This window comes from Collinsella aerofaciens (assembly GCF_032584215.1).
In the GTDB taxonomy this organism is placed as follows: domain Bacteria; phylum Actinomycetota; class Coriobacteriia; order Coriobacteriales; family Coriobacteriaceae; genus Collinsella.
Map to the genome: position 1 here is coordinate 37,082 of NZ_JAWHPN010000001.1, position 20,396 is coordinate 57,477.

Annotated in this window: 17 protein-coding genes and 1 riboswitch; of the genes, 5 read left to right on the forward strand and 12 right to left on the reverse strand. The window is 59.8% G+C overall.

All coding sequences use genetic code 11. The features are described 5' to 3' along the window. Positions 1-33 precede the first annotated feature (33 nt). From RX395_RS00175 to RX395_RS00200, 6 genes are all read right to left on the reverse strand, one after another. Positions 34-633 (reverse strand): tRNA (cytidine(34)-2'-O)-methyltransferase, encoded by a 600-nt coding sequence (locus tag RX395_RS00175; protein WP_316364586.1) that lies wholly within the window; start codon positions 631-633, stop codon positions 34-36. A 100-nt stretch (positions 634-733) separates the two neighbouring features. Continuing rightward, positions 734-1,864 (reverse strand): CobW family GTP-binding protein, encoded by a 1,131-nt coding sequence (locus RX395_RS00180; protein WP_316364587.1) that lies wholly within the window; start codon positions 1,862-1,864, stop codon positions 734-736. 86 nt (positions 1,865-1,950) lie between these two features. Then, positions 1,951-2,292 (reverse strand): arsenate reductase family protein, encoded by a 342-nt coding sequence (locus RX395_RS00185; protein ID WP_316364589.1) that lies wholly within the window; start codon positions 2,290-2,292, stop codon positions 1,951-1,953. Positions 2,293-2,309: 17 nt separating this feature from the next. Continuing rightward, positions 2,310-2,933 (reverse strand): flavodoxin family protein, encoded by a 624-nt coding sequence (locus tag RX395_RS00190; protein ID WP_089572906.1) that lies wholly within the window; start codon positions 2,931-2,933, stop codon positions 2,310-2,312. 74 nt (positions 2,934-3,007) lie between these two features. Then, positions 3,008-4,537, reverse strand: coding sequence for a diguanylate cyclase domain-containing protein (locus tag RX395_RS00195; RefSeq protein ID WP_316364591.1), 1,530 nt, complete (start codon positions 4,535-4,537; stop codon positions 3,008-3,010). Between the two features lie 127 nt (positions 4,538-4,664). Continuing rightward, positions 4,665-7,382, reverse strand: coding sequence for a bifunctional diguanylate cyclase/phosphodiesterase (locus RX395_RS00200; RefSeq protein ID WP_316364593.1), 2,718 nt, complete (start codon positions 7,380-7,382; stop codon positions 4,665-4,667). 319 nt (positions 7,383-7,701) lie between these two features. Here RX395_RS00200 and RX395_RS00205 point away from each other — a divergent pair, with 319 nt between their 5' ends. Next, a complete protein-coding gene (locus tag RX395_RS00205) occupies positions 7,702-8,571 on the forward strand; it encodes a patatin-like phospholipase family protein (RefSeq protein WP_316364595.1) in 870 nt (289 codons plus the stop codon). 101 nt (positions 8,572-8,672) lie between these two features. Here the strand turns inward: RX395_RS00205 and RX395_RS00210 are convergent, their stop codons facing one another. The 3 genes from RX395_RS00210 to thiM are packed head-to-tail and all read right to left on the reverse strand — an operon-like array spanning position 8,673 to position 10,549. Continuing rightward, positions 8,673-9,368: a thiamine phosphate synthase gene (locus RX395_RS00210; protein ID WP_117803763.1), complete on the reverse strand. Its 696-nt coding sequence runs from the start codon at positions 9,366-9,368 to the stop codon at positions 8,673-8,675. Further along, entirely contained in the window at positions 9,365-9,706 is a 342-nt protein-coding gene (locus RX395_RS00215) for a thiamine-binding protein (RefSeq protein ID WP_229030451.1), read from the reverse strand. The genes RX395_RS00210 and RX395_RS00215 overlap by 4 nt, the downstream gene beginning before the upstream one ends. A 3-nt stretch (positions 9,707-9,709) precedes the next feature. Next, the gene (gene thiM, locus RX395_RS00220; RefSeq protein WP_233543262.1) at positions 9,710-10,549 is read right to left on the reverse strand and encodes a hydroxyethylthiazole kinase; all 840 of its coding nucleotides are present in this window, start codon (positions 10,547-10,549) and stop codon (positions 9,710-9,712) included. A gap of 51 nt (positions 10,550-10,600) precedes the next feature. Further along, a riboswitch (TPP riboswitch) is annotated at positions 10,601-10,711 on the reverse strand. 163 nt (positions 10,712-10,874) lie between these two features. Between thiM and RX395_RS00225 the strand changes: the two genes are divergently transcribed. From RX395_RS00225 to RX395_RS00240, 4 genes are all read left to right on the forward strand, one after another. Beyond that, complete coding sequence (locus tag RX395_RS00225; RefSeq protein WP_316364600.1) at positions 10,875-11,783, forward strand: HAD family hydrolase; 909 nt, start codon at positions 10,875-10,877, stop codon at positions 11,781-11,783. 10 nt (positions 11,784-11,793) lie between these two features. Continuing rightward, positions 11,794-12,690, forward strand: coding sequence for a LysR family transcriptional regulator (locus RX395_RS00230; RefSeq protein WP_117563541.1), 897 nt, complete (start codon positions 11,794-11,796; stop codon positions 12,688-12,690). A 155-nt stretch (positions 12,691-12,845) separates the two neighbouring features. Further along, positions 12,846-13,979, forward strand: coding sequence for a 5-methyltetrahydropteroyltriglutamate--homocysteine S-methyltransferase (locus tag RX395_RS00235; protein ID WP_316364604.1), 1,134 nt, complete (start codon positions 12,846-12,848; stop codon positions 13,977-13,979). Between the two features lie 122 nt (positions 13,980-14,101). Further along, a complete protein-coding gene (locus tag RX395_RS00240) occupies positions 14,102-15,436 on the forward strand; it encodes a uracil-xanthine permease family protein (RefSeq protein ID WP_316364607.1) in 1,335 nt (444 codons plus the stop codon). A gap of 60 nt (positions 15,437-15,496) precedes the next feature. Here the strand turns inward: RX395_RS00240 and RX395_RS00245 are convergent, their stop codons facing one another. The 3 genes from RX395_RS00245 to RX395_RS00255 form a co-directional block, all read right to left on the reverse strand. After that, on the reverse strand, positions 15,497-16,162 hold the full coding sequence (locus RX395_RS00245) for an alpha/beta hydrolase (RefSeq protein ID WP_316364609.1): 666 nt from the start codon (positions 16,160-16,162) through the stop codon (positions 15,497-15,499). A 207-nt stretch (positions 16,163-16,369) separates the two neighbouring features. Next, the gene (locus RX395_RS00250) at positions 16,370-18,160 is read right to left on the reverse strand and encodes a hypothetical protein (protein WP_316364611.1); all 1,791 of its coding nucleotides are present in this window, start codon (positions 18,158-18,160) and stop codon (positions 16,370-16,372) included. Between the two features lie 271 nt (positions 18,161-18,431). Next, positions 18,432-20,204: a carbohydrate-binding domain-containing protein gene (locus RX395_RS00255; RefSeq protein WP_316364612.1), complete on the reverse strand. Its 1,773-nt coding sequence runs from the start codon at positions 20,202-20,204 to the stop codon at positions 18,432-18,434. Between the last annotated feature and the right edge of the window lie 192 nt (positions 20,205-20,396).

Below are 20,396 nucleotides of genomic sequence, written 5' to 3' on the forward strand. Positions count from 1 at the left end.
ACCTAATTGTGTGACAAAGGTACAGTCCCTTTGTCACATTCCCGGAAAGCTTGTTTGGCGCAGAGCCTCATAGAGGACGATGGCGGCGCTGTTGGAGAGGTTGAGTGCGCTGATGCGGTAGTCGTCCGGATTGACGAAGTTGCCGCAGATATCCTGTTGAAGGATGGCCTCGTGGCTGTCCTCGGTATGTCCCAGCGATTCCTCGTGGGCTTCCCAGGCCTCGGCATTATCGAGCGAATCACAATCGCGCAGCATGGGGATGCGCTCGCAGCGCTCGGGCGCCGCGGCAAGCAGTGGCTCGGGAATCCCCGAGCTCTCGCTGCCAAAGACCAAATAGTCACCGCCGCGGTAGGTACTCTGCGCATAGGTGCGGCGTGCCTTTTTGGTCAGCAGATGCAGGCGCTCGTCAGCGGGGGAGAGACCGTTGCGCGCAAGGAAATCCTCCCAGCCGGCATAGGTCGTCACGTCCAAATTCTGCCAGTAGCCCAGGCCGGCGCGACGTACCGTCTTGTCATCGAGCGAAAAGCCCAGCGGCTCTACCAGATGCAGGCGGGCGCCGGTGACCACGCAGGTACGGCCGATATTGCCCGTATTGGCCGGAATCTCGGGCGCATACAGCACAATGTTGAACATGAATCTCCTTGGCATAGAACGAAAAACCACCACGAAGGGGACGGGCACCTTCGTGGTGGTTTGGCGGTTACGTAGCGGAAAAATGCCCGCTTGGATAAACCTAGGCGCGGTGCCAGTCAGTCAGGCAGGCATCGAGGGAGGCGATGAGCGCATCCTTGTCCATGTGACGGCCGATGATGCACAGGCTCGTCATGCGGTCGCCCGTCTTGTCGTCCCAAATCTGCATGATCTCGGGGTTCTCGTCGATGATCTTCTGCTTCTCGCCCTCGGGCGCAGAATCGACAAACAGGCCGTTCTCCATCAGGCGCATCTGGTGGCCGGCCTGCTCAAACATGTAGCACATGTCCGGATCGCCGGTCTGCCACAGCGGACCCTTGACGCGAATGACCTCGTCGGGCCACTCCTGCTCAACAAAATCGGTGAACTTCTGCAGGTCGAACGGCTTGCGGCGCGAGTACACAAAGGTCTCGATGTCGTACTCGAGCACCTCGGGGTCGTCGTGCTCCTCGGGATGCTCCATGGCCTCGATCCAGGCGGCGGAGTTGTAGGCGCGCATAAAGTCGAAGCGGTCGGTATCGAGCAGTTCCTCCATGGGGACCTCGCCGTTTTGGGCCTCGACAATCACGGCGTCCTTCTGCAGGCTGCGCACGATGGCCTTGAGCTCGGCGATCTGCTCGGGCGTCACGGTATCGGTCTTGTTGAGGATCAGCGTAGAGCAGAACTCGATCTGCTGGATGAGCAGACTCTCGATGTCGTCCTCGTCGATATCCTCAGCCAGCAGGTCGCGACCGCCGTTGAACTCGTCGTACATGCGGGCGCAGTCGACCACGGCCACGATGTTGTCGAGCGCGAGCTTGGGCTCGCCGCCCACCTTGGCCTCATCGCAGAAGCTCGAGATGGTGTAGGCGATGGGGATAGGCTCGCAGATACCCGAGGCCTCGATGATGATGTAATCGAAGTTGCCCGAATCGGCGATGCCCTGCAGCTGGTTGGCCAGGTCGTCCGAAAGCGTGCAGCAGATGCAGCCGTTGGTGAGCGGGATGAGGTCGTCGGTCTCGGAAAGGCCGCCGTCGGCGATGAGGCTGGCGTCGACGTTGATCTCGCCGATATCGTTGACGATCACGGCGGCGCGGATGCCGCCATCGTTAGCGAGGATGTGGTTGAGCAGCGTGGTCTTGCCGGCACCGAGGTATCCGGTAAGCATGATAATCTTCACGGGTTTGTTGGGCATGTGCCCTCCTTTGTTAGACATGGCTTACAGTTGAATCTTATGCCAAACGCCTGCTCTTATACCCACGCGCTGACAAATAACACAGGCTACTCCCAGGCTCCCCATACATCGGGGCAATAACCGACGGTGGCCTTTTTGCCGTTGCGCACGATGGGCTCGGCCAGAACCTGCTGGTTTTCGAACAACTTGTCGAAGCGCTGGCTAGGGGTGAGGTGCTGGATGAGCGCGAGCGTCTCCTCGTCCTTGGCCTTGGGGTTGAGCAGCTTGTCGATGCCGCCGACCGCCTGCATCACGCTCGTGAGCTCGCCTTTGCTCATCTCCTTTTCCTTAAGGTCGATAAACTGCACCTTAATGCGGCGCTCCTTAAAATAGCGCTGGGCCTTCTTGGTATCGAAGGACTTTTTGGTGCCAAAAATCTGAATATTCATGTGTATGTTCCGCCGTTCTAACGAATGAAGTTGGTGCGCTCGCGATCGGCTTCGGGGGCTTCGATGCCGGCAGCCTGTCCTGCCTCGATACAATGCAGGAGCCAAGCCATGTTCTTGCCGATGTTGCGCATGGTGGCCAGGCCCTCGGCGTCCTGGGCGGCCTCGCCCGGCATGGCACCAAAGACGTTGTTCCAGTATGTGGAGGCCACCACGGGCATCTGGTTGATAGTGAAGTATTTGTTGAGTACATCGAAGGTGGTCGACGTGCCGCCGCGACGGGCGACGGCGACCGCGGCACCCGGCTTGTGCACAAAGGCCTTGCTGCCAGCATAGAATGCGCGGTCGAGAGCCGAGAGGATGCGTCCGCTGGGATGCGCATAGTAGACGGGGGAGCCAAAGACAAAACCGTCTGCCTGCTCGGCGGCAGCGATGAGCTCGTTCACCACGTCGTCGTCAAAGGTGCAGCGACCGCCAAGCTTGCCGCACTGACCGCAGCCGATGCAGTCGCGGATGGGCTTGGCGCCCAGTTGGAATACCTCGCTGTCGATGCCCTCGGCTTTAAGTTGCTCGGCGACTTCGGCGAGCGCGCGAGCGGTGTTGCCGTTTGCCTTGGGGCTGCCATTGACCAAAAGAACCTTCATCACAAACTCCCTCTGCTGTTGGTGACTTCTGCAGAGGATTATCGCACGATGGGGGAGGCGGTGCGGGCGTGGTGCTAATCCAGTTTGGTACCTGGCACCTGCACGGCTTTCCCGAGCAACACTTTGAGCTCGTTCAAAATGGAAACGGGCTGTCGGTCGACGGTATCCAGATGAAGCGTGGCCACGCGAAGGGGCGGCTGATATTCAAACGAGCCAAAGAGCACGGGAGAGCCCAGGAACCGCTCGATTTCCTTTGCGATCGCGTCGGTCTCTTCGGGATCGAATTCGTCGAAAAGCGCCACGAACATCGGTCCGGTCGAGCGGAACAGACGACCCTTACCGCGCGAACAATCCATGAGGCAGGCGGCGCTCTCCGCCAAAACGCGGTCGCCTGCATCAAAGCCAAAGCGGGCATTGACCTGAGCGATATCGTCGATTTTAATGGCGACCAAGCCCGCCTTGCGCGCGACGCGACGCATTTCGCCAATGGCGTTGACCAGGGCGTGGATGTCGCCCAGGCCGGTCACGGAATCGGTCGTATCTGCCAAGCTGCGGTTGATAATCATGCCCACGTACATGTTGGGCTCGGTATCGGTGCCGTCCAAGCGGTGGCCCGTGCAGTCGCAAAGCACGTATGCTTCGGTGGCATCCATCACGCGATACTGCATGTAGTGGAAGTGCCACGTGCCGTTTATCACCATGTCGAGCTCGGCGCGTACGTTGTCGCGGTCCTCGGGGTGAACGCGGGCAAGCCACAAGTCGAGTGAGTTGTAGGGATGCTGGGAGGGCAGGCCAAAATCGCGTACGGCATTAACCGACCATTGTGATTCGCCCGTATCGAGATTGAGGATAAACGGATAGCGCGTCTCGGAGCTCATAGAGATCGCTTGGAATACGCGGTCGTTGCACGGAAGCTGCTCGGCAATTGGGTGTGGCGGCGCGTCATTGTCTTTCGGTTGCTGCACACGATGCATAAGCTTATAGCGATACATCTTGCGATCGGCATCCATCGTCATCTGGCGACGCGTGTCGCCGGCAAGTGGATTGACGCGCGAGCAGCCAAAGCTAAAGCTAGCGATCATGGGCGCCTTGCCACCTGAGCTCGCCTCGATCAGCCCGGCACGTACCTGCTCCAAGCGCTGCTCGAGTTCAGTCTCGTTTGCAGAGAGCGAGATAAGCACAAACTCGTCTCCACCGATACGGAACAGCATCTCATCGTGCTCCATGGTTTCGGAGAGCGTGCGACAGATGCTCAGAATATAGCGATTGCCTTCGGCGTGGCCAAACCTATCATTGCAATGCTTGAGATGGTCGATGTCAATATAGGCGCAGGTGAAGGGGTCGCCTTTGCGCCAGAGCTGCTCGACGTGACGGTCGAGTCCGCCACGGTTGTCCAAGTTGGTGAGCGGATCGATATAGGCGTTGCACTCAAGCAGCTGGCGCTCTTGTTGCAGGATGGCATGCGTCTTTTGCAGTTGCTCACCAACGGCGCGTAGCTCAGCAGGCAGCACGGAAACATCGAGTTCGGCGGTCGAGACACCATTCGCAAGTCGCTGAAGATAGGCAATAATCGATTGCTCGCCCAAGCGATATGACTCGTTCATGATGAATAACCTCCTTGGGCAGAACAACGGTTTGTATCATATCCCCAATTCGGTTTGAATTGGGGATATAAGTTAGCTAATGGAGACAAATGTCCCCTTCGGCGGTGGTGTTTTGCGCGCGAGCGTATTAGTTGTTTTTGCCACCATCGAGCAATGCCTCAAAATCATTCGCCGGCATGGGGCGGTAGTAGAGGAAGCCCTGAGCGTAGCGGGCGCCCATGTGGCGTAGTATGTTTGCCTGCTCATTTGTCTCGACGCCTTCGACCACGACGGGCAGATGGAGCGACTGCGCCATCTCGAGCATCGATGACACGATCTGCGCGCTGCGGCCTTGATCGCGGTCGGTGGGCACAAAGGTGCGGTCGAGCTTGATGACGTCGACGTTGACGTTCTTGAGCATCGCGAGCGTGGACTGGCCGGTGCCAAAATCGTCCATATAGGTCGAGAAGCCGCGGGTGTGCAGGTCGGCTGTCAGTTTGTCCACGGCCTCGGACTCCCCCGTATAAGCCGTCTCGGTGATCTCGATACGCATGAGCTCGGGCGGTAGGTTGTATTGGGCGGCGAGCGCCCCCATATGTTCGGCAACGTCGCAGGCAAGGATATCCACGCGCGACACATTAAGCGAGACCGGAACCACGCAAAGTCCTCGATCGATGCGCCCGCGCAGCCACGAGGCGACACCCTGCCAAATGTACTTGTCGAGCGTCACCACAAAGCCGCTTTCCTCGAGTGCGGGGATAAACGTTGCGGGCGAAATGAGAGGGCCGTCCTTGTCAATCCAACGGGTGAGTGCTTCGGCGCCAATGATCTCGCCGGTTTCCATATCAACCTGGGGCTGCAGGTAGTAGGTGATGCGGTCGTTTGAGAGCGCATACTGGAACTCGGTGAGGGTGCGGTGAAACGCCACCTCGCGCTTGTATTCCTCGGGGCGAAAGACGGCGATGCGATCCTTAAAATCGTTTTTGGCGCGCCGATTGGTAAACATGGCCTTGGCCTGCGCGTCGATGGTGATTTCCTCGTTGGGGTCGATGGGGCAAACGCCCATGGACGGCCAGAAACCCACGCCGTCATCATGCTTGGCCACGGCGGCGCGAACGCGGTTATAGATTTGATGGACGGTGTTGTGCTCAAAGGGGATGAGAATGCAAAAGTCGTCTTGGCCCCAGTATCCTGCGACGCCCATCTCGGCATTCTCGATGTCTTTGAGGACCGTGCCCACATCGGCGAGCACGCGGTCGCCCTCGGCCTGTCCGTGCCATTCGTTGAACAGTCGCATATGACCCATGTCGACGGTGGCGATACACCAAGCGGCGTCGCGCCTTGTCTTAAGAAATGCGTTGGCACGCCGCATAAACTCGCTGGGTCGATAGAGGCCCGTGAGCGTATCGATGCGTTCGGCGACGGCGCTTTTACGCTCAATCTCGGGTATGGGGAGGCTGTCGTTGGGTGCAAGCTCGCCGGCGGCGCGAAGACGACGGTCGAGTTCGCCTAAAACAGCGGTCGCTTGATTGATTAAGCGCTCGTAAAAGGCCGGGACGACAAGACAGACGGGGGTAATGGTGTCGTTCGCGATTCGAACAGGAGCGAAAACGGCCTCTTTAAGATGATGGGTCAGTTGCTCGAATGCCTCGTGGTCCAGATCGTTGCTGAGCACGACGAACTGGGCGTTTCGCGAGCGGAAGACGCGACTTCTGCCGCGGGTGATCGATAGCATGCGGCCTGCGTATTCGGCGAGCATGTTGTCGACAGCCTCGGCCCCGTAGAGCTCGTTGAACTTTGCCGTGCCACAAACGCGGACCGCTATAAGCCCCGTCTCGCAACGGTCGCGACGGCAGGCATCGATAGCGTTGATCAGCATACGCTGCGTTCCGAGGCCCGTGGCGGCGTCGACGGTCTCGGCGAGTGAGTGGTTAACAAGTTCGCCGACATAGAGCGAGGGGGTATTTCCGTCGCCGTCGATGCGAAACCCGCGAGCGCGGCAGAGGACGTAGTCGCCCGCGGCATTGCGCATGCGGTACTGCATGACGCGGCGGTGTTTGGAGCCATTATAGATTTGGTCGATGTCGTTGATGTAGGCCTCAAGGTCATCGGGGTGGACGCGCGTTTTCCAGCAATCGTGGCAGTTGTCTACATGCTCAGAAGGAAGACCGAGATCGCGCAGGGCGCCTTGTGACCATAGGGTGCGATGTTTGTCCAAGTTCTCGATAAAGCAATAACGGCCTTCGTTGAGCATCGAAAAGGCGTCAAAAACGCGATCGCTTATTTCGAAGTCGTCGGTGTGGACTTGCGCGATATTGCGTCGATCAAGATGCATGGCATGGCGTAGCTTGTAGTCGTACATGCGATGGTCGGCATCGAGTGTCATGCGATTGGAGGCTTCACCCAGGGCGGGGTCGGCATGTGACACTCCGTAGCTAAACGAGTGGGGCATCTCGGAATCGTTGTTTTTGAGCAGAACCGTTCGGCAGTGTTTCAGACGTTCGGCGAGGTCGTCCTCGGTTGCAATCGTAGATAGGATGGCAAACTCGTCGCCGCCTATGCGAAACGCCGCTTCGCCCACCTTCATATACAGATTAAGATAGAGACTTACCTGCAAGATATAGCGGTTGCCCTCGTCATGGCCAAAGACGTCGTTGCAGTGCTTGAGATTGTCGATATCGATGAACGCCATGGTAACGGGGGCGTCCTGCTCCCAGAGTTCTTCGAGGGAGCGGGCAAAGCCGCCGCGGTTACCAAGCCCGGTAAGCTGGTCGGTAAAGGCAGTCCTGATCAGATCCTCCTGCCGCTCGAGAAGGTCACGGACGGTCTTTTCGAGCGTTTCGGTGTAATTGCTGACAGTATCCATGTTCTAAGCGGCTTTCTGAGGTCGGGGCGGATGGCGTCGGGCGAGCTCGTAGCGTACACGCGTCGTTGCTCGGCGCCTTGCGTGTATCCAGGCCCCCGCCTTGCTGCGTTGTTGAGTTACTTTGCCGGCTAATGTTCGCTGTTGATAACAGCTGAGTAGTATAGACAACAGTGCACAATTATATATGGGCGCACATGCTGTGGGCGGCTATTATTCGCCAAACGGCAACGCCTGGGTGCGCATGAAAAATGCGACTGAGTCGATATATGTTGACGGGTATACTTGTCCCGTTTTAAAACGCAGGAACGGAGATGGTCACATGGCACAGCCGGATACGACGCGCACGGTGGGGCTTGCGCTCGAGGGAGGCGGCTACCGCGGTATGTATACGGCGGGCGTGCTCGACGTTTGGATGGAGCGCGGTTTGACCTGCGACCATATGATGGGTGTCTCGGCGGGCGCGGCGTTTGGCTACAACTTTAAATCGCGCCAGATCGGCCGTGCCATTCGTTACAACAAGGCCTATTGCGCCGACAAGCGCTATGCGAGCGTGACCAGCTGGCTGCGAACCGGCGATATGTTCAATGCCGATTTTGCCTATCACGAGGTGCCTATCGAGCGCGATCCCATCGACTTGGAGGCGTATCGCGCCTGCCCCATGCGATTTACGTGCGTGTGTACCGATATCGAGACGGGCAAGGCCGTCTACCACGATCTACCGTATGGCGACGAGCGCGATATCGAGTGGATCCGGGCGTCGTCTGCCATTCCTGTGGCGACGCGTCCCGTTGCTATTGACGGGCATAAGTATCTGGATGGTGGCGTGGCTGATTCTATTCCCAGCGCATGGCTGTTTGCGCAGGGGTATGACCGCAATATCGTGGTACTCACGCAGCCGGCGGGCTTTGTGAAGCAGCCCAACAGCGTGATGCCCATGCTGCGGCGCGTGTTCCGTCACTATCCGGAGTTTGTTGCAGCGCTTGAGCATCGGCATGAGGTCTACAATGCCACGCTCGATGACCTGGCACGTCGAGAGGCTGCCGGGGAAATCTTTGTGGTGCGGCCGAGCGAATCGGTGAAGGTGCCGTCGCTGTGCCGCGAACCGGATGAGCTCGAGCGCATCTACCAGGTCGGCCGCCACGATGCAGAGGCGACTTTGCCGGCGTTGGAAGCGTATCTGGCGGGGTAAGGGTCGCATACGGAAAGCGCATCCCGGAATGGAGGCCCAAACTGGGATGCGCTTTCCATTGCTGAAGATATGAGGCTGCGAATCAGCTGTTCGGCCTATGCCTATGCCTGCTGCCAGGTGTCGACAAGCTCCTTGGCTGCGGCATGGGGGTCGTCGGCGCTGCAGACGGCGCTTACCACAAAGAAGCCGTCGACGCCGGTGGCCTTAAGCTGCGGCAAGTCGGCCGTCTTAACGCCGCCGCCCACCACGATGGGCACGGGGCTTGCCGCGTGGAGTGCGGCAAGGTCCTCAAAGCTCTTGGTGATGATAGAGCCGTCGGCCGCGCGTCCGCAGTCGCGCTTGGTCTCGGTCTCGTGGAGCGGGCCGATGCCCAGGTAGTCGACCAGGCTCATGTCGGCGGTCTTGACGTACTCGAGCATCTCCTCGCAACGGGCCGAAAGGCCCACAATGGCATCGGGGCCCAGCAGCTTGCGGCAGACCTCGACGGGAATGTCGCTCTGGCCTACGTGCACGCCATCGACGGCAATGCCCTGCTCGCGCGCGGCAAGCACACAGTCCAGACGGTCATCGATTAACAGGGCGACCTGACCGGTCTTGCCGGCCTGTGCGATTGCCTGCGCGGCGTCGTCGGTCAGCGCAATGATCTCGCGGGCGCTTGCCACCTTGGAGCGCACCTGGATGCAGGTAAAGCCGGCGTCGAGTGCCTGGGCCACCACATCGCCCACGGGGCGTCCGAGGGTGTTTTCGGGGCCGAGTACCAGATAGGCCGAGATATCAAGGTTGTCGCGGATGCTCATTGTGCTTCCTCCTGCTTTTTGATCTGTGCTTCCATGCGCTTGAGTTTGCCGGTCATGGTGTCGGTAAATCCGGGTCGAATATCGGCTTTGAGCACGACTTCGGTGCGGATGCCCTTGCTCGCCAACACAAAGGTCGCGTCGCGCACGACCTGCATGACCTCGTCCCAGTCGCCCTCGATCTCGGTGAACATCGAGGTGGTGCGGTTGGGAAGGCCGCTCTCGCGAATGACGCGCACGACCTCGGCGACCTCGGCGGACAGCTCGTCGCCGGTGCCGCATGGGGCGATGGCCACGGCGACGAGCGTGTTCATGCCGGCATTGGTTGCGGGTTCGGACATGGCTTATGCCTCCTCGAGCTCGAGTCGGTTGTCGGCAATATCCTGGGCGGTTGCGCGGTAGAGCTCGTCGATAAAGGCGACCTTAAAGCTTGCCGGGGCATCGGCGACGGCGGCGGCACGCGTGCCGGCAACGTTGTAGACGGCGGTGCCGCAGACTGCTGCCGTAAACGGATCGGTAGCACAGGCGTACACGGCCAGCACGCCGCCCTGCGAGCAACCGCAGCCGGTGATCTTGGACATGAGCGGGCTGCCGCCGTGGGATTTGGCCACGGTCGTGCCGTCGGTAATCAGGTCGACTTCGCCCGAGACCACAACGGCGCCGCCGGTGTAGCGAGCGAGCGCCACGGCGGCATCGCGGGCGGCGTCGACCGTGTCGGTGGTATCGACACCACGTACGCGGCTCAGATCGGCCGACTCGCCCTCAAGACCCCACAGGCCGGAGAGTGCGATGATCTCGGAGGCGTTGCCGCGTACGATGGCGGGCTTGTACTGCTTGAGCTCGTTTACCAGCTGGGTGCGCAGGCTACCGATGCCCAGACCCACCGGATCGAGCACCCAGGGCTTGCCGGCGTCGTGTGCCGCCTTGGCCGCGCGGGGAATCGTCTGCTCATAGATGGGGAAGAGCGTGCCCATGTTGAGATAGATGGCGCCGCCGCCGGCAACGAGCGCCTCGCCCTCGTCGGGCAGATAGACCATGGCGGCCGAACCGCCCACGGCGAGCTGCGCGTTGGCGACAAAGTCGATCGTCACCGTGTTGGTGATGGAGCCGGCCATCGGATTGGTGGCTCGAATCTCCTCTACGGCCTTGACCATATGTTGCTTAAGCTGTTCCGAATCAATCACTGCACATGCCTCCTTGGCATAGAAAAGGGGCGCTGTGCATAGACAGCGCCCCTGTAAAGGCGGCATGCTCCCTACGCCAGCATTAACTGACAGGTTCAAAGGATTGGGCCCTATGCCCTCTCAGCCCTGTGGTTTGCACCGCCGGCACTCCCGCATCGAATCTGTTGTTCCCTATACTAGCGCACCTGCCAATATGGGACAGGTTTATTTTGGCAGGTGGCAACAGGGGCGCTGCATTTTCCCAGATAAAACCTGCCAAGATAAACCTGTCCCTTATTGGCAGGTCGTTACAATAGACGGGATAAAGAATGACCGAGGGGACCTTATGATCAAACTTGTGCTGACCGATATGGACGATACGCTGATTCCTGCTGGACACGATGGCGCCAGCGACTGCGCCATCGAGGGCATTCATGCCATGCAGGCGGCGGGCCTGCATTTTGGCCCGGTTTCGGGTCGCCAGCCGTCCGCGATGAGCTGGATGTTCCGCAATCGCTCCGAGTGCTTCTCGACCGGTGCGTTTTGCAACGGCCAGGTGATGTTTGTCGATGGCGAGGCGGTTGCCTCGCGCGCAACTGATAACGATGCCCTTATGCGCCTGGCCGACTACCTGGAGCAAGAGACCGACGATACCTATTTGAAGGTCTACCGTCTGGGTGATGACTTTTGGGACAACGACGCCTATTGCGTGACAAGCGATCCCGAGCGTGTGCGTCGCGCCATGGAGTCAGGCGGCAACGCGTGGCTCAAGGGCGAAGAGGCTCCCTGTCGCCCTGTCGTTGACGATGCCCCGGTATACAAGGCGAATATCTGGAGTACCCGTTCGCGCGAGGAGCTCGCCGAGCTGCGCGAGCGTGTTGCCGCCGAGGTGCCGGAGCTCTCGCTCGTGTTTCCCAACAACCGCGTGCGCCTGTTCGACGTTCTTCCGACCGGCTGGGACAAGGGCTGTACTGCGCTGGAGCTGGCGCGCGCTTTGGGCCTGACGCCCGACGAGGTGGCCGTATTCGGCGATTCCGATAACGATTTGCCCATGATCGATGCCGTTCCCAATTCCGTTGCAGTCGCCAATGCCAACGAGGCCGTCACGGCTGCCGCGCGCTGGCATATCGGCGCTGCGGCAGATGATGCGGTTGCCGGGGCTCTGCATCAGATTGCCGCCTGCGCCGCGACGGGGGAGATGCCGTCGTTTATGCGTCAGATGGACGCGACGGGTTTCGACGTCACGAACGTCTAGGGAGAAAGCCATGAAGCTCCAGCAGCTCAGATATGTCGTCAAAGTTGCCGAATGCGGCAGCATCACCGAGGCCTCGCGCCGGCTCTTTGTGTCGCAGCCTTCGATTACCGCGTCAATTCGCGATCTCGAAAACGAGATGGGTGTACACATCTTTGAGCGCACCAACAAGGGCGTCATTGTGTCCGAGGAAGGCGAGACCTTCTTGGGCTACGCGCGCCAGGTGCTCGACCAGGCCGACCTGCTCGAGGGCAAGTACAAAGGCACGTCCGAGCAGGTGCCGCACTTTAGTGTGAGCTGCCAGCATTATTCCTTTGCCGTTAATGCGTTTGTCGATGTGATCCGCGAGTTCGATGCCGCGCGCTACGACTTTACCCTGCGCGAGGAGCAGACCCACGAGATTATCGAGGACGTCGCGCATATGAAAAGCGAGCTCGGCATCCTGTATCTGTCGGAGCACAATCGCGAGGTCATCGAGCGCATGCTGGCGGCCAACGAGCTCGTATTCGAAGGACTCTTCTGCGCTACGCCGCATGTCTTTGTGTGCTCCGACCATCCGCTGGCGGGTCGCTCGAGTGTGACGCTCGAGGACTTGGAAGACTACCCGTTCCTGTCCTATGAGCAGGGCAGCTACAACTCGTTTTACTATTCCGAGGAGCTGACCTCGACCTTTGAGCGCCGCAAGAATATCCGCGTGCGCGACCGTGCGACGCTGTTCAACCTAGCTATGGGCCTTAACGGTTACACGGTGTGTTCGGGCGTGATCAGCCATGAACTTAACGGCCCCGGTATTATCTCGATTCCGCTCGATGTAGACGAGTACATGGAGATTGGCATCATCACGCGCAAGAACACGACACTTACGCGCTACGGGCAGGCCTATATCGAAGCGATTCGTCAGCACATCTAGACTGCTGCGTTCTGCGCGGGTCAAATCTCTTTATGGCAGTCCAAACTGATATAGGAAGCATCTATATCAAACTGTTATAAACATATATTTTACGATGTCCATATGAGCGCTCATACTCTGTCCCAGTAAAGCAACCAATGCAAAGGGAGATATCTATGAGCACTTCGATTCAATCGAACGCGCCGTTTCGTGCCGATATCGTCGGCAGTTTTCTTCGTCCGCAGGCTGTAAAGGACGCCCGTGCCGCCTATGTCGCGGGTAAACTCGACGCTTCCGGCCTTAAGGCCGTCGAGGACGAGGCCATCCGCGACTTAGTGGCCAAGCAGAAGGCTGCCGGCCTGCAGGTGATTACCGATGGCGAGTTCCGCCGCAGCTACTGGCACCTCGATTTTATGTGGGGCCTCAACGGCATTGAGCGCCGCGCCTCGCGCACGGGCTACATGTTCCACGATGAGGAGACTACCGCCGACACCGCCGTGGTAACCGGTCCCATTAGCGGCGAGAATCATCCGTTCGTCGAGCACTTCAAATTTATCAAGTCGCTCGAGGGAGAGGGCCAGGTCGCGCGCCAGACCATTCCGGCGCCGATCCAGACGTTCTCCGAAGTCACACTCGACCGCTGCGATGGCCAGCAGGAGAGTCTGCACGCCGTCTACAAGACCGACGAAGAGCTCGTCGATGCCATTGCCGCAGCATACCGCACCGTGATTGCTGACCTGTATGCCGCGGGCTGCCGCAACATCCAGTTTGATGACTGCACCTGGGGCATCTACTGCGATACCGATTTTGTTGCCAAAACCGGCATGAGCCCGGTCGACCTGCAAAAGGTAAGCGAGCTGGGCGTGGCGCTCAACAATGCCGCCATCGAGGGCAAGCCCGACGATCTGGTTATCAACACGCATGTATGCCGCGGCAACTACCACTCCACCTACGCTTTTGAGGGCGGCTACGACCCCATCGCGCCGTACCTGTTTGCGCATGAGGACGTTGACGCGTTCTATCTGGAGTTCGACACGCCCCGCGCCGGTGGTTTTGAGCCGCTCAAGTACGTTGCTCCCGGCAAGAAGGTCGTGCTGGGCTTGGTGACCACCAAGGCGGCAGAGCTCGAGAACGAGGATGTTATCGTCGAGCGCATCCGCGAGGCGGCAAAGTACGTGCCGCTCGAGAACCTGTATCTGTCTCCGCAGTGTGGCTTTGCCAGCTGCGAGATTGGCAATAAGCTGACCGAGGACGAGCAGTGGGCAAAGATTGCGCTGGTCAGGCGTATTGCCGAGCGCGTTTGGAAATAGCGCTAGCGTTTGCAGGTGGCGGCGCGTGCGAGGTACTGCATATCGCGTACAATGGTTCGGATCGTATCGTTCGGGCAGGTTATCCGATATGCCTGATCGCCCTTCCATTCGAAAGGACTTCCATGTCCCAGTCTTCGACGCCCGCCGTCACCGATGCCATCTACGATGCATCGTCGCTCGGCCGCCCACGCATGTTCGTGTTGGGTTTGCAACACATGTTTGCGATGTTCGGAGCCACGGTGCTCGTGCCCGTGCTCACCGGCCTTTCCGTTTCGACGACGCTTCTGTTCGCCGGCATCGGCACGCTGCTGTTTCATTTTCTATCGCGCGGTAAGGTGCCCGCGTTCCTGGGCTCGTCGTTTGCCTTTATCGCGGGTTATGCCGCCATTGCACCCAACGGCGAGGCCGAGCTTTTGCCCTACGCTTGTCTGGGCGTTGCCTGCGCCGGCCTGCTCTATCCGGTGCTGGCAGCGCTGTTCCGCGCCTTTGGCGCCAAGCGCGTCATGCGCTTCTTCCCGCCGGTGGTGACCGGTCCCATCGTCATTTCCATCGGCTTGATCCTGGCAAGCTCTGCTATCGCCAACTGCCAGACCAACTGGTTTGTTGCTGCTATTGCCGTTGCCGTGATCATCATCTGCAACATTTGGGGCCGCGGCATGGTCAAGATCGTGCCGATTCTGCTGGGCGTTGTGGTGAGCTATGCCGTTGCGGCGGTGCTGGGCGAGGTTGATTTTTCGGGGGTTGCCGCCGCGCCGTGGGTCGGTCTACCTGTCGTGTGGGACAACACCGTGTTCGCGCTCTTTGGACCGCAGTTCGATAGCAGTCTTGCCACGACGGCCATTATCACCATCATGCCACTGGCCTTTGCGACCATGATTGAGCACATTGGAGATATTTCCGCCATTGGCTCTACCTGCGAACGCAATTACATTGCCGATCCCGGTCTGCACCGTACCCTGCTCGGCGATGGCCTGGCGACTATCTTGGCATCGCTCTTTGGCGCCCCTGCCAATACGACGTATGGTGAGAACACCGGTGTGCTTGCCCTGACGTGCGTGTTCGACCCGCGCGTGATTCGCATTGCCGCCTGCTGTGCCATTGTGCTTTCGTTCTGCCCCAAGTTCGCTGCTGTGATCGCTGCTATGCCGGCATGCGTTATCGGTGGCGTGTCGCTTGTGCTCTACGGCATGATCAGTGCCGTGGGCGTTCGCAACCTTATCGAGAACCAGGTTGATTTCCAGAACAACCGCAACGTGCTGGTGGCGGCTCTGGTGCTCGTGCTTTCGCTCGGCATTGCCTACAGTACCACCGGCGCCATCGTGCTGGAGCTGGGCGGCGTGACGATTTCGCTTTCCGGCCTTGCCGTGGGCTCGCTGGTGGGTATCGTGCTCAACGCCATCCTGCCCGGTAACGACTTTGAGTTCGATACTTCCGAGCTTGAGGAGACTGCTGAATAGCAGTTGCGTTCAGCCAAATTAAAAATGGCGTCCATGCGTATGTACGCGTGGGCGCCATTTTTAATGCGTCAGTATCCAGTGGATGCCGCGCGCCATGCGCAGGTCAGTTTGGGCAAAGTGATTGCCGGGGTTGAGCTCCAGCATTGTTGGAATGTCACGCTCGATAAACAGCTCTTCCATCGCGCGCGTATCGTCGAGTACGTGCCGCATCATGCGGTTGGGCGTCTTGGTTTCCTTTTTGCCGAGTGACAGATAGACGGCCTGCGGGTTGCCGGCAAAAGGGGCCGTGCTGGCGCGATCGACAAAGTCGGGAAACCACAACGACCCCGATGCGCTTGCGGCGCGGCTAAAGGCGTCGGTTTGCCAGAGGGACCAGAGCGCGAAGAGGCCCGCGAGCGAGTAGCCGGCAATGCCGCGCCAGGTGGGCGGCTGAGGAAGCGACGACTCGGCCTCTGGGATTATCCAGTTCAACAGCTCATCGAGAAATCCGGATGCCTGACCGCCAAAGGGCTCGGCATCGCGCACGGTTCCGTCGCATCCCCAGGGGCTCAGCTCGCGATTCCAGTTGAGGCTGCCAATGCCGACAAGCGTGAAGGGCGGGCAGTTGAGCTCTCGGCAGCGTTCATAAACCTCCGTGCCGTCGCCCATGACCACGGGAAGATAGATGACTGGTGCGCTTTCGGCATGCTGTGCATGAACGGTTATCTGCTTTTGATACGCTTCCATGACGGGCTTCTCTCGGCGTTGTGATATCGACGGCCCCCATTGTCGCACGCCGGCTCATGCAGATTGGGCTAGACCAAAGACAATCTCGTGCATACCCTGCGGACGCATATGGAAAACGCCACCGCCGGAGGGGAGCTCGGCGGTGGCGTTGTTAAACGGTGCTGGGACTCGGGGCCTTCGCGGGAGCTGCCATGTGCGCAGAGGCGTCTAAGAGCGCTTGCGGCTCGCCATGGTGCCTGCGGCGATAGCGGCTGTTCCCGCAAGGACGGTTGCCACGATGGCCGCACCCGAGGTGTCGCCGGTTGCCGCGAGCACGCCGGTAGTCTTGGCTTTCGTGATTGAAGCCGCAACGGCCTTGGTCGGCTTTGAGCCCTCAGGCTTGGGGTTCTGCTTGGACTCCGCGGGCTTGCTTTCTGCGGGCTTGGTCTCGTCGGGCTTGGGGTCTTCCGGCTTGGCTACCTCGGGAGGTGCGATGACCATGCTCTTGGCGACAGCTTCGTTATAGGGGGAGTCGATCACAGCGTTGCCCGTGCCGATGGCTTGGCCTGCCTCGTAGATGCCGTCACGGAGCTTGCGATAGTCAATGACCTTGCCGCCTTCGGGCGTCTGGATGGCGGCGTTCTCAATCTTGATGGTGCCGATTGTCTTGCCGTCAGCGCTCATGGCACGGGCAAAGATTGCCGCTGTATCTCCTTCGGCCGTTACCTTGCTGCGGATGATCGAGATGACTGCGGGTGTGACGCCCTCGCTGGTCTGGGCGATGATGCCGATGTTCTCGCCTCGGGGCTCGGGGCTCGTCTCACCATCTTGGTTTTCGCTGTAGGGGATGGGGCCGTCGCCGTTCTCGACATAGCGGGCTATGGCCTTGACAACGGAGTCGCTGATGTAGATGTGGCCACCCTCCTCGTTGGGTCGATCGTTTCTGGTGGAGAATGCAGCCGAAACCTCGCCTTCCGCAAACGCGTCCACGGTGGAGCCGTTCTTGACGACGATATCGTCTTGGTGGGTGAAGAGGGCAATGGCGCCACCGTATCTGCCTTTACTTGTGCGGACTGTCACGTTTGCATGATCGAGTGTGATGCCCTTGTGGGCATAGACGCCATATTCAACACCGTTTGCGTTGAGGGAGGCGTTTGTGGCTGCGAGGCTGCCCTTGGCCTCGACGGCGGCGTCTTTCTCGGAGCTCGCCTTGACCTGGCTGCCGTCCGAGATATTGATGTTGCCGCCGCTCCAAATGGCCTCACCATCGGCTGAGCTTGCCTCGACTGTGCCGCCACCTTTGATGGTGAGGTTCTTGTCGGTTCCGATACCCTTGTCCTTGGTAGCCCTGGCGGTGACGGCCCCGCTGTCGTCAATCGTGATATTGCCGTTTGCCCTGATGCCATCCGATACGCCCGTGGCGTTGACGTTGCCCGAACCTTTGATAGCGAGATCGCCCTCGGCGTCGATGGCATCAAACCCAGCGCTCGTGGCGTTGACGGATCCGGTTCCGTCGATGTTGATATTACCCGTGGAGAGGATAGCGTCCTCAGTAGATGTCACGCTGAGCGTGCTGCCCGCGTCGCCTTGGATATTGAGCTCGGCGTTCTCATTCTTGCCATGAGAAGCCTTGATGCCTTCGATCCAGTCGGCAGTGACGATGTTGTTTCCCGAGTAATTCACGTTGAGCTTGCCTGCGGCCTGGATCTCGCCGCCGTTATAGTTGTTGAGCTTCAAGTCGTCGGCGCCGTCCCACGACCAGGTGCCGGTCTCGTCGCCCGCCGCAGTGCCGGCGTTGTATTTGGTTTCGCCGACCTTGACCCATTCCGCCGCGAGCGAGACGCTCGGCATGAGCAGCGAGCTCACCGTGAGCGCGCACACGGCGCCTACGACGATGCGGCGCGTCACGCGGCGCCAGCTGCCGTGCGCGAGTCCTATGCGACGGCGAACGTCGGGTTCGGCAACATGGGTTCCGGCGGTAGTGTCATTGCGTTTGGGGGTCGTGAACAAGGCTGCCATGGTTGCTCCCGTTCTCATAGGGCCTATACGGCTAGATTCAGCGTATCTGCTGGATGTTGCCGGCGGTAGTGCCGTTTGGAGGGCAAAATGGCCAAAATGGGGGAGAAATAGGCCGCACGCCGGCGCAGGGACCGACGCTAAAAGAAAAGCGCGGGGCCGCATGGCGACTCCGCGCTTTATTGTTCAGCTTTTGCAGCCTTGCCCTTACGCTACGAAGAAGTAGACGGGGAAGGCAAGAGCCGCGATCCACCCGTCCTGTGCGAAAAAGTGTTTACGAGCGTTTGCGACTCGCCAGGGCGCCTGTGACGATAGCGGCCGTTCCTACAAGGGCGGTCGCTATGATGGCTGCGCTCGAGGCGTCGCCGGTTGCCGCGAGTTTGCCGGCGGTCTTGGCTCCCGTGGCTGCAGCTGCAACGGTCTTGATCGTCTTCGCGCCCTCGGACTTGGAACCCGGCTTGGTCTCGCCGGGCTTTTCCTCGGGTTTGGTCTCCTCGGGAGGCGCGATGAGCGTGTGCTTGGCGACTGCTTCGTTGTAGGGGGAGTCGATCACGGCGTCGCCCGTGCCGATGGTTTGACCCGCCTCGTAGACGATGCCGTCGCTGAGTTCTTCCTTGCTGCGATAGTCAATGACCTTGCCGCCTTCAGGCGTCTGGATGGTGGCTCCTTCGATTTCGATGGTGCCGATCGCCTTGCCGTCCGCGCTCATGGCAAGGGCGAAGATTGCCGCCGTGTCTCCCTCGGCCGTGACCCTGCTGCGGACGATCGAGATGGTCGCGGGCGTGATGCCCTCGCTGGTCTGCGCGAAGATGCCGATGTTCAGGCCCTCGGACTCAGGGATGATTTCGTCGTTTTGGTCTCCACTGTAGTGGTCGGGGCCGTCGCCGCCGGTCTCGGCATAGCGGGCTATGGCCTTGACAACGGAGTCGCTGATGTAGATATGGCCACCCGCTTCGCCGGAGTAGAAATTACTGGTGGAGATTGCAACCGAGAACCTGCCTTCTGCGAGCGCATCCACAGTCGAGCCGTTCTTGATGACGATGTCGTCCTCATCGGTGAAGAGTGCGCTGACTTCCCCGCCATCTGAGCTTGCGCGGACCGTCACGGTCGCGCCATCGAGCGTGATGCCCTTGTAGACATAGATGCCATACCCAACGCCACCTGCGTTGAGGGAAGCGTTCGTGACCGTGAGGCTGTTTTTACCGTCGATGGCGGCGTCTTCCTCGGAGCTTGCCTTGACCTGGCTGCCACCCGAGATCTCGATACTGCCGTCGGCCCAAATCGCATTGTCCTCGATAGAGCTTGCCTCTACCTTGCCGCCGCCCTTTATGATGAGGTTCTCGTTAGCATCGATACCCTGATCCTCGGTGGCCTTGGCGGTGACGGTTCCGCTGTTGTCGATCGTGATGTTGCCGTCGGCCCTGATGCCATCCGAATCGCCCGTGGCGTTAACGTTTCCCGAGCCCTTGATGGTGACATCGCCCCCGGCATCGATGGCATCGTGCTCGGTGCTCGTGGCGTTGACAGTGCCAGCGCCGTCGATGTTGATGTTGCCGACGGAAGTGATGGCGTCACGAGAAGATGTCACGTTGAGCGTGCTGGACGCGTCGCCCTGAATATTAAGCTCGGCGTTCTCGTTCGCGCCATCCTTAACCTTGATGCCGCGGCCGTCGTCGTTAGTGACGGTGTTGTTGCCCTCGTAGCTCACGTTGAGCTTGCCCGCTGCCTCGATCGCGCCGCCGTTATAGCCGTTGAGCTTCATGTCATCGGCGCCATCCCATGACCAGGTACCGGCGGCGTCTCCCGTGGGGCCCGCGGCCGCTTCGTGGCGGACGCCGCCAACGTCCACCCACTCGGCTGCGAGCGAGATGCTCGGCATGAGCAGCGAGCTTACCGTAAGCGCGCATACGGCGCCTACAACGATGCGGCGCGTCACGCGGCGCCAGCTGCCGTGTGCGAGCAGCGTGCGACGGCGCAGGTCGGGCTCGACAAAATGGGCTCCAGAGGTTTTGTCATTGCGCTTGGGGGTCGTGAACAAGGCGGCCATGGTTACTCCCATCCTCATAGGGCCTATGCGGTTATATCCAGCATATCTGCAGGATGTAGCCGTCGGTAGTGCCGTTTGGAGAGCAAAACGTCCAAAACTTGCGAAGCAATACATCGCGCGTCCGTGTGGTGCCTGGCTTTAAAAGCAAAGCGCGGAGCCGCTCGATGCGACTCCGCGCTTTGCTGTTTGGTA